Consider the following 9,177-nt stretch of genomic DNA (forward strand, 5'->3'; position numbering starts at 1 on the left):
GGGTCGACCTGCGAGGAGCCGACCGCGCGGACCGCGTTGGTCGAGCAGTTCTGCTCGTGGTCGGCGTGCAGGATGAACAGGATGTCGAGCGCGCGCTCGAGCCGGGGATCCGGCTCGTACTTCAGCTCGGTCATCTTGTACATCATGTTGAGGAAGTTCCCCGGGTACTTGAGATCGTTGTCCGGGTAGACGTACGGCTGGCCCATGGTGTGCCGGTAGGCGAAGGCCGCCAGCGTCGGCATCTTGGCGATCAGCCGGACGGTCTGGATCATCCGGTTGTCGGGATCCTGGATCTCGTTGGCGTCCTTGTAGAACGTCGAGAGCGCGCCGACCGACCCGAGCAGCATCCCCATCGGGTGGGCGTCGTGGCGGAAGCCGCCGACGAACTCCTTCACGTTCTCGTGCACGAACGTGTGGATGGTGATGTCGTGCTCCCACTGGTCCAGCTGCGGCTGCGTGGGCAGCTCGCCGTGGACGAGGAGGTAGGCGACCTCGAGGTACGTCGAGTGCTCGGCGAGCTGCTCGATGGGATACCCGCGGTACTCCAGGACGCCGTTCTCGCCGTCCAGGTAGGTGATGGCCGACCGACACGACGCCGTGTTGGTGAACGCCGGGTCGTAGGTCATCAACCCGAAGTCGTCATCAGAAGCCTTGATCTGGCGGAAGTCCATGGCGCGGACGGTTCCGTCGGTGATCGGGATGTCGTACGTCTGACCGGTCCGGTTGTCGGTCACCGTCAGCGTTTCCTGCCCGGCCTCGGCTACGCCGGCACCGTCCTGCGTCTGAGCTTCGCTCACGATCGAATGCCCTCTTCTCGGATGGGGGGATCGTCTCTGCATACTAGTGTGCCCCGGCCCGTCGCCCGCGCGGTGACATGGTCCGGGCAGGACCGTGTCAGGCGCGGATCAGGCAGGACGGCGAGTGGGCCACGCGGAAACGTTTCACCGGTAATCGGCGAACGTTCCCGCGCGACCCACTAGCGCCGGTCCCAGCGCTCGCGCAGGCTCTCGCCGGCGCGCTTGGCGCGGCGCGCCGTCTTGGAGGCGCCGACGCGGCGGCCGAGCGACGACCCGCGGTCGACGAGGTGGTCGGCGGCCTCGGCCGCGGGGAACGTGGCGGTCACCCAGCGCTCGGCGATCCGGGCGATCTCCGGCGCGTCGAGGAAGCGCACGCCCTGCGGCGTGTCGACGTCGATGCCGTCGAAGATGTTCTCCCGCTTGGCCTCGTGCACCCGGCGGACCTTGCCCAGCTCGACGCCGTCGGCGGAGCGCACCGGGGTCCCGCGGCGCAGGACCTTGTAGGAGATGGCGACGCCGTCGTCGTCGTCGGTCACGCGGTGATGACGGCCGTGGCCATCGCGCCGATCATGAACAGCGCCGTGAGGCCGATGACTCCGCGCTTGGCGGTCGTGGTCGCCGGGAACGTGGCCTGCGACATGCCGAGAGCCGAGAGGACCACGGCCCAGACGGCGAGCAGGCCGCCGAAGACGTAGAACGCCGTCTTGGACGTCTCCGGCTCGGCTTCGGCGGCGAGGACCAGCGCGGACAGGGCGTGCAGCATGCGGCGACCCTATCCGAGCCCAAACCGCGCCGCCACTCCCAGGGGCCTCCTAACGGGTCGTCGCCGGACCACCTTCGTATCGCGATTCGGTCGCGTCGACCTGGCCGTGGTAGTGGCTGCCCAGATCCGGATGCCCGTAGGGGCGCTGGGCGGGCTGGTCGAGCGTCATGAAGCTCAGCTGCGCGATCGGCAGCCCGGGGCGCAGGACGATCGGCACGCTGTTGAAGTTGGTGATCTCCAGCGTGAGCGTCCCCTGGAAGCCCGGGTCGACGAACCCGGCCGTCGCGTGGACGATGAGGCCGAGGCGGCCGAGGCTGGACTTGCCCTCGATGCGCGCCACGAGGTCGTCGGGCATCTCGACGTGCTCCTCGGTGCGTCCCAGCACGAACTCGTTGGGGTGGATGACGAACGGCTCGTCGGCCGCGACCTCGACCGGCTCGGTGAGGCCCTGCGGCGGCGCAGCCAGGTCGATCGTCTGGATCCGATGGTTGTGGAAGACGCGGAAGGATGTCCCGAGCTTCAGGTCGACGCTCGCGGGCTGGACCATGAGGGCGTCCCACGGCGCGATGACGATGCGCCCCTCGTCGACGAGGCGGCGGATGGTGCCGTCAGACAGGACCGATGCCGGCTTCATGGCGGGCATCCTCCCACGCAGGGGCGACGGGCGAGGTCAGGCGTGCCGGTGCTCGCGCGAGCGCGCGACGGTGGTCCGGATCCGCGGCGGCGGCGCCGGGATCGGGGCGCCGTGCGGTCCGCGGTGGCGGGGGAAGGGCGTCGGGCCCTTCGGCGCCGGCCGGTGCGGGTGCGGGCGGACCTTGGAGCCGCCCTCGCCGTCGGCGGGGCCGGCGTCGGGCTCCTCCTCCTGATGCACGGCCCACCACACGATCCACAGCAGGGCCGCGACCGGGATCTTGAGCACCAGCATCAGCCAGATGAGGCCCCAGGTCATGACCTGGCAAGGCTACCCCGGCGAGGCGCCCGGCGTGCGGAAATCTCGGGGAGGGTGCGCGACCGGACGTCCGGGCGCTCAGCGGTGGGCGGTGCTGCGGGCGCGCAGCGCGGCGGCCTTGCGGGCCTTCGCCTTGGCCTTCACCTTGGCCTTCGACTTGGCCTTGGCCTTGGCCTTGGCGGACATCGCCTTGCCCGCGGTCCTGCCCTTCGCCTTCGCGGCGCCCACCGTGCGCTTCGCCGCCGGCGCCGCCTTCCAGCTCGCTGGGGCGATCACCGCGCGCAGGGCCGCGCCGACGTCCACGGCACCGGTCTCGACGGCCAGGCCGGTGTGGCGCGTCTGGCCGAGGAGCGCGTCGCGCAGGCCGCGGGCGTCGAGGTCGGGCCGTGCGGCGGCCAGCAGGACGAGCGCGCCCGCGATGTGCGGGGCCGCCATGGAGGTCCCCGTGCGCCACTCGTACTCGCCGCCCAGCGCGGTGGAGAGGATCTGCTCGCCCGGCGCGGCGACGTCGGCGCCCGGACCGTAGTCGGAGACCGCGGAGAGGCCGCCGGCCGAGTCGGTGGCCGCGACGCCGAGGACGTTGTCCTCCGGGTAGGCGGCCGGATAGGTCGGGGCGCCGGCGAGGTCGGCGCCCGCGTTGCCGGTGGCCACGACGATCAGCACGCCGCGCTGTTGGGCGTAGCGGATGGCGTCCTCGAGGTCGGTCGTCGCGGACGGGCCGGCGAGGCTGAGGTTGACGATGCGCGCGCCGTTGTCCACCGCGTAGTGGATCCCCTGCGCGACGGCCGTCGTCGTGCCGGAGGCGTCGGCGTCGAGGACGCGGACGGCCATGAGCCGCGCGCGCCACGCGACGCCGGAGCCGCCGATGCCGTTGCCGCCGCGCGCGGCTGCGATGCCCGCGACGTGCGTGCCGTGGCCGTTGGCGTCCTGCGGGTCGCCGTCGCCCCCGACGAAGTCGAAGCCGTGGACGTCGTCGACGTAGCCGTTGCCGTCGTCATCGGCGCCGTTGCCGGGGATCTCGCCCGGGTTGGTCCAGAGGTTCGGCGCCAGGTCGGGATGGCCGAGGTCGATGCCCGAGTCGACGATCGCGACCGTGACGTCGGCGCCGACGGTCTGGCGCCACGCCGAAGCGGCGCCCATCGCCGCGTCGCCCTGCAGTGCCCACTGCTCGGCGGCGCGCGGGTCGGTGCCGGCGGTCTGGGCGGCACGCGCGGTGGCCGGCCCGTGGGCGACGCGGTCGGCGCGGGCGACGAGCCCGTCCGGCGCGCGCACGGTCGCCTTGGCCGCTGCCGCCGACGCACCCGAAACAGGTGTCAGCGCGAGGGCGGCCAGGGACCACGTCGTGAGATGTGCGAGCGCGCGGGGAACGGCGAGCATGCGGGGGCGTTGCCGGGGGGCGGTCCGCCGCTGCCGTTGCCGGCATGGCGGATCCTCCATGGATCGGCCACGTCAGCGCGTCCTGCTGCGCTCCGACCCTGCTTCTGGCCGTATTGTCGATGCCGCGCGCGCCGCGGAGGCGCGCGCGGACATCCAGGCTCAGGCCCGCAGGGCGACCGGGTCGACCGTGAAGGCCGTCATGGGCATGACGGCGGCTATGCCCTGAGGGCGACCGGATCGACCGTGAAGGCCGTCATGGGCATGACGGCGGCTATGTCCTGAGGGCGACCGGGTCGACCGTGAAGGCCGTCATGCGAGACAGGTCCGCGACGCGCGACTGGATCTCGTCGGCCGTGAGGCGCTCGACGCGGTCGGTGCCGAACTCCTCGACGTTGTAGGACGCCAGCGCCGTGCCGTAGGCCATCGCGCGGGCCAGCAGCTCGTGCCCGATCTCCTCGTCGGGGTGCGCGGCGACGTAGCCGACGAAGCCGCCCGCGAACGTGTCGCCGGCGCCGGTCGGATCGGTGACGTGGTGCAGCGGGAACGCGGGCAGCGCGAAGAAGCCGTCGGCGGTGTAGAGCGCCGCGCCGTACTTGCCGAGCTTGGCGACGACCGCCTTCGGGCCCCACGACAGGATCTCCTGGGCGGCCTGCAGCGTCGTGGGCTTCTCGGTCAGCAGCTCGAGCTCCTCGTCGTTGAGGATGAGGCAGTCGACCGTGCCGATGACCTTGCGCAGCGAGTCGTGCGCGATGTTGATCCACAGGTCCATCGAGTCCATCGCGACGAAGCGCGCCCTCGTGCACTGCTCGCGCACGTTGAGCTGCAGGTCGGGCTGGATGTTGGCCAGGAACAGGACGTCGGCGTCCCGCGAGGCCTGCGAGAGCTTCGGCGAGAACGTCTCGAAGACGTTCAGGTCCGTGATGTGGGTCTCGCGCTGGTTGAGGTTGGCCGAGTACTCGCCCTTCCAGAAGAAGGTCTTGCCGCCCTCGACGTGCTCGACGTCGTCGGTCACCGTCCCGCGCGTGCGCAGGATGCGCCAGGAGTCCTCGTCGAAGTCGTCGCCGACGGGGCCGACCGGGCGCACCTCCGCGAAGAACGAGGCCGCGAGGGCGAAGTGGGTGGCGGCGCCGCCGAGCATTCGCTCGCGCTCCCCCGCAGGGGTCTTGACGGCGTCGTAGGCGATCGATCCGACGACAGTGAGGCTCATACGGCGCGGGAGGTTAGAGAGAAGCGCGGGTATGTTGCCGCGCGATGCGTGCGATCCAGCAGGTGGAGTTCGGCGGCCCGGAGGTCCTGAAGCTCGTCGAGCTGCCGGTTCCCGAGCCCGCGGAGGGCGAGGTGCTCGTGCGGGTGTCGCGCGCCGGCGTGAACTTCGCCGACACGCACCAGCGCGAGGACCAGTACGTGGCGCGGCAGTCGCTGCCGCTGACGCCGGGGTCCGAGGTCGCGGGCGTCCGCGAGGACACGGGGCAGCGCGTCGTGGCGCTGTGCGGTCACGGCGGCTACGCGGAGTACGCGCTTGCGCCGGCCGACCGCGTGTTCCCGATCCCCGAGGGGCTGGACGACGGCACCGCGCTGGCGCTGCTGCTGCAGGGGCTGACCGCGTGGCACCTGTACCGGACCTGCGCGCGCATCGCCGACGGCGAGTCGGTCCTCGTGGTCTCGGGCGCGGGCGGCGTCGGCTCGCTGGCCGTGCAGCTGGCGCGACCCATGGGCGCCGGTCGCGTGATCGCGACCGCGTCGTCGGAGGAGAAGCGCGCGTTGTGCTTGTCCTTGGGCGCGGACGCGGCGATCGACGGCGATCCCGACGGCCTGCGCGACCGCCTGCTGGAGGCCAACGAGGGCCGCGAGGTCGACGTCGTGCTGGAGATGGCCGGCGGGCCGGTGTTCGACGTGGCGTTGCGCGCGATGGCCGACATGGGCCGGCTGGTCGTCTACGGCATCTCGTCGCGCGAGCAGAACGAGGTCCGCACCGGGCGGCTGCTGAAGCGGTCGCAGTCGATCGTCGGCTTCTGGCTGTTTCACTACCTGGAGCGCACCGAGCACCTCGCGACGCCGCTGGCGGAGCTCTTCGCGCTCGCGGCCTCCGGCCAGGTGCGCGCGGTGGTGGGCGAGACGTATGGGTTGAGCGAGGCGCGCCGGGCCCAGGAGGACCTGGCGGCGCGGCGGACGCGGGGCAAGCTGCTGCTGGACCCGTCGCGGTAGGGCGGAGGACAGTGGGCGCCGGCGCCCTCGCGCGCGGGGTGCCCGCTGCTACGCCGCGCGCGCGTCCGGCATCTCGGACGCCATCAGCGTCGCCAGCTGCGTCCGCGACCGGAGGTCGAGCTTGCGGTAGATCTGCGACAGGTGGTACTCGATGGTCTTCGGCGAGAGGAAGAGCTTGGCCGCGACCTCGCGGTTGGTCATGCCGTAGGCGACCAGGCGCGCGATCTGCAGCTCGTGCGCCGTCAGCTCCTCGAGGCCCGCGGCCTGGACGGCGTCCTTCTCGGCCTGGTCGCCCTCGGCCGCCGCGCCGCCCGTGGCGCGCAGCTCGACGCGCGCTCGGTCGGCCCACGGCGACGCGCCGAGGCGCTCGAAGACATCGAGGGCGTCGCCGAGCTGCTCGCGGGCGTCGGCGCGGCGGCGGTCGCGCCGCAGGCGCTCGCCGTAGGCCAGCTGCGTGCGGGCCTTCTCGAACGGCTGGCCGTCGTGCTGGTGATGCGACAGCGCGGTCTCGAAGTGGTGCTCGGCGGTCTTGTCGGCCAGCATCCCGCGGCAGCGGGCGAGCGCCGCGAGCGCCCAGCGGCCGCCGCCCGGGGTGTCGGCGAACTCCTCCAGGGCCTGGAACGCGTCGTCGGTGCGGCCGAGCCGGACGAGCGCCTCGACGCGGTCGGCGCCGAACTGGACCAGGCCGCGCTGCATGTGCAGGCGCGAGGCCATCCGGTGGACGCGGTCGTAGAGCTCGGCCGCGACCTCGGCCTCGCCGTGGCTCAGCGCGTCGAAGGCCAGCGCGTTGACGCCGTAGACGGTGATCGCCGAGCCGCCGAGCAGCTCGCCGAGGTGGACCGACTCGCGGGCGTGCGAGCGGGCGTCGTCGCGCCGGCCCATGCCCGCCTCGACGTGGGCGAGCACCGCGAGCGCGAAGGTCAGCAGCGGGCGCAGGCCCGTCTCGCGGGCAAGGCGCGCCGCCTCGCCCGCGTCGGCCAGCGCGGCCGACCAGCGCCCGCGCCGGAAGTCGAGCACCGAGTGGGCGGCCAGCGGGTAGATGATGTGGTTGATCGCGCTGGCCTCGCGGGCCACGGCGATCAAGTTGTCGAGGACGGCCGTCGCGCGGTCCCAGCGCTCGTACCAGATGGCGCACTGGCCGGCCATGCCCACGAGCTCCGACGGCATCGCCAGCACGTGCTCGCCGGTGAGGAACGGCATCGCCGGGTCGAGCAGCGCGTCGGCCTCGTCCTCGTGGCCGAGCGCGGCGTGCGCCTCGCCGACCAGAACGCCCGCGAGCACCTCGACGACCGGGTCGGCGCCGCCCGGCAGCAGCGCGCGGGCGCGGTCGCCGGTGGCGATCAGCCCCTCCATGTCGCCGGTCATCATGTGCGCGACGGCGGCCTCGACGAGCAGCGACGCCGCCGCCCCCGGCGACTCGACCTCGATGCGGTCGGCCTCGGCGACGAGCAGGTCGTGCGCGATGCCCGGCGCGCCGCGGCGCATCTCGACGCTGCCGCGCACGCGGACGACCTCGGTGGCCAGCGTGCCGCCGGGCACGAGCGACTGGGCCTCGCTCACCAGCGCCAGCGCGTGGTCGGGCCGGCCGCTCTGGGCGAAGTCCGACGCGGCCTCCAGCAGGCGGCGCGCGCGCGCGTCGACGTCGGTGCTGAGGTTCGCGGCGCGCTCGAACGCGCGGGCGCCGGCGATGATGCCGCCGCGGGCGCGCGCCTCGGCGGCGGCCGTCTCGAGCGCGGCGGCGACCTCCTCGTCGGGCGCGTCGGCGGCCGCGGCCAGATGCCAGGCGCGGCGGGCGGGCTCGCCGGCGACGGCCGCGAGCGTCGCGTGGACGCTGCGACGCTGCACCGGGTCGGCGGAGTGGTAGACCGCCGAGCGCAGGAGCGGATGGAAGAAGTCGATGCGGCCGTCGACGGCGATCAGCTCCGCCCGCTGGGCCGGCTCCAGCGCGTCTGCGGCCAGCGCGCGGTGCTCCAGCGCGGCGCGGAACAGGTCGTGGCGCCCGGTCTGCATCGCGGCCGCGATCAGCAGCGCCTCGCGCGTGGCCTCGGGCAGGCCGGCGAGCTGGAGGGCGAACGCCTCCTGGATCTGCTCGCCGGCGGGGACGGGGCCGGCCATCGGCTCGCGGCCGGCGAGCTGGTCGGCCGACAGCGCGCGGGGGATCTCGGTCAGCGCCAGCGGGTTGCCGTGCGCGGTGGCGACCAGCCCGTCGGCGACGTCGGCGGCGACGCGGTGGCGCGACTCGCGCTGGAGGAGCTCGGCGGCGGTCTCGTCGTCGAGGCCGGCGACCGGCAGCATCTCGACGCCCGCGAACGCCTCCAGGACGGACGCCGCGGGGCGCCCCGCGCAGAGCAGCACGACGCCCTCGGCGCCGAGCCGGCGCGCAACGAAGATCAGCGCCTCGCGCGACGCGTCGTCGAGCCAGTGCACGTCGTCGGCCAGCACGAGCAGCGGCTGCTCCTCGGCCGCGGCGGCCAGCAGGCTGAGCATCCCGGCGGGGACGGCGAAGCGGTCGAACGGCGTCGGCGGCGCGAGCGCCAGCGCCGAGCCCAGGGCGCGCGCCTGCACCTCGGGAATGCGGTCGCGCAGCGGCAGCAGCGGGGTCAGCAGCTCCAGCAGCCCGGCGAACGGGATGTCGCTCTCGGACTCGAAGCCGCGGGTGCGCAGCACCACGAACCCCAGCTCCTTGGCGCGATCCCAGGTGGCACGGAGCAGGGCGGACTTGCCGATGCCGGGCTCACCGTGGAGCAGGAGGGCGGCACTCGTGCCGTCCTGAGCGCGCGTCAGGAGTTCTTCGATGTGCGCGACTTCGCGCTGGCGTCCGAGGAGCAAGATCGCGTGGGGTCTGTCGGCACCGGCTTCCTGCCGGCGCGCGCAATCATGTCACGGCGCACTACCCTCTTGACATACATGACCGCCTTCGCGGATCTCGGCCTCAGTGAGCCGACCCTCCAAGCCCTGCAGGATGTCGGCTACGAACAGCCGAGCCCCATCCAGGAACAGGCCATCCCGATCCTCCTCCAGGGCGAGGACATCATCGGGCAGGCGCAGACCGGATCCGGCAAGACCGCCGCGTTCGGACTCCCCAT

The 9,177-nt window shown here is 73.3% G+C and carries 10 protein-coding genes; 2 read left to right on the forward strand and 8 right to left on the reverse strand.

All coding sequences use genetic code 11. The annotated features are described in order from the left end of the window. The 7 genes from VK501_RS17820 to VK501_RS17850 form a co-directional block, all read right to left on the reverse strand. Positions 1–797 (reverse strand): citrate/2-methylcitrate synthase (locus tag VK501_RS17820; protein WP_324339703.1); only part of this gene is annotated, 797 nt, incomplete at its 3' end. Positions 798–976: 179 nt separating this feature from the next. Beyond that, positions 977–1,333, reverse strand: a complete 357-nt coding sequence (locus tag VK501_RS17825; protein ID WP_324339705.1) for a hypothetical protein — start codon at positions 1,331–1,333, stop codon at positions 977–979. Continuing rightward, a complete protein-coding gene (locus VK501_RS17830; RefSeq protein WP_324339707.1) occupies positions 1,330–1,560 on the reverse strand; it encodes a hypothetical protein in 231 nt (76 codons plus the stop codon). Before VK501_RS17830 ends, VK501_RS17825 begins: the two co-directional genes overlap by 4 nt. A 49-nt stretch (positions 1,561–1,609) precedes the next feature. Continuing rightward, positions 1,610–2,194, reverse strand: a complete 585-nt coding sequence (gene dcd, locus VK501_RS17835; RefSeq protein WP_324339709.1) for a dCTP deaminase — start codon at positions 2,192–2,194, stop codon at positions 1,610–1,612. A 36-nt stretch (positions 2,195–2,230) separates the two neighbouring features. Beyond that, positions 2,231–2,509 (reverse strand): hypothetical protein, encoded by a 279-nt coding sequence (locus VK501_RS17840; RefSeq protein WP_324339711.1) that lies wholly within the window; start codon positions 2,507–2,509, stop codon positions 2,231–2,233. Positions 2,510–2,587: 78 nt separating this feature from the next. Next, positions 2,588–3,886 (reverse strand): S8 family peptidase, encoded by a 1,299-nt coding sequence (locus tag VK501_RS17845; RefSeq protein ID WP_324339713.1) that lies wholly within the window; start codon positions 3,884–3,886, stop codon positions 2,588–2,590. A 271-nt stretch (positions 3,887–4,157) separates the two neighbouring features. Further along, the gene (locus tag VK501_RS17850) at positions 4,158–5,093 is read right to left on the reverse strand and encodes a PfkB family carbohydrate kinase (RefSeq protein WP_324339714.1); all 936 of its coding nucleotides are present in this window, start codon (positions 5,091–5,093) and stop codon (positions 4,158–4,160) included. A 44-nt stretch (positions 5,094–5,137) separates the two neighbouring features. Between VK501_RS17850 and VK501_RS17855 the strand changes: the two genes are divergently transcribed. Next, positions 5,138–6,091 (forward strand): NADPH:quinone oxidoreductase family protein, encoded by a 954-nt coding sequence (locus VK501_RS17855; protein ID WP_324339716.1) that lies wholly within the window; start codon positions 5,138–5,140, stop codon positions 6,089–6,091. Between the two features lie 48 nt (positions 6,092–6,139). Here the strand turns inward: VK501_RS17855 and VK501_RS17860 are convergent, their stop codons facing one another. After that, positions 6,140–8,920, reverse strand: coding sequence for a helix-turn-helix transcriptional regulator (locus VK501_RS17860; RefSeq protein WP_324339718.1), 2,781 nt, complete (start codon positions 8,918–8,920; stop codon positions 6,140–6,142). Positions 8,921–8,998: 78 nt separating this feature from the next. Here VK501_RS17860 and VK501_RS17865 point away from each other — a divergent pair. Continuing rightward, on the forward strand, positions 8,999–9,177 hold a 179-nt coding region (locus tag VK501_RS17865), incomplete at its 3' end, for a DEAD/DEAH box helicase (protein WP_324339720.1).

Origin of the sequence: Baekduia sp., from assembly GCF_035318805.1 — a bacterium.
Classification (GTDB): Bacteria; Actinomycetota; Thermoleophilia; order Solirubrobacterales; family Solirubrobacteraceae; genus Baekduia.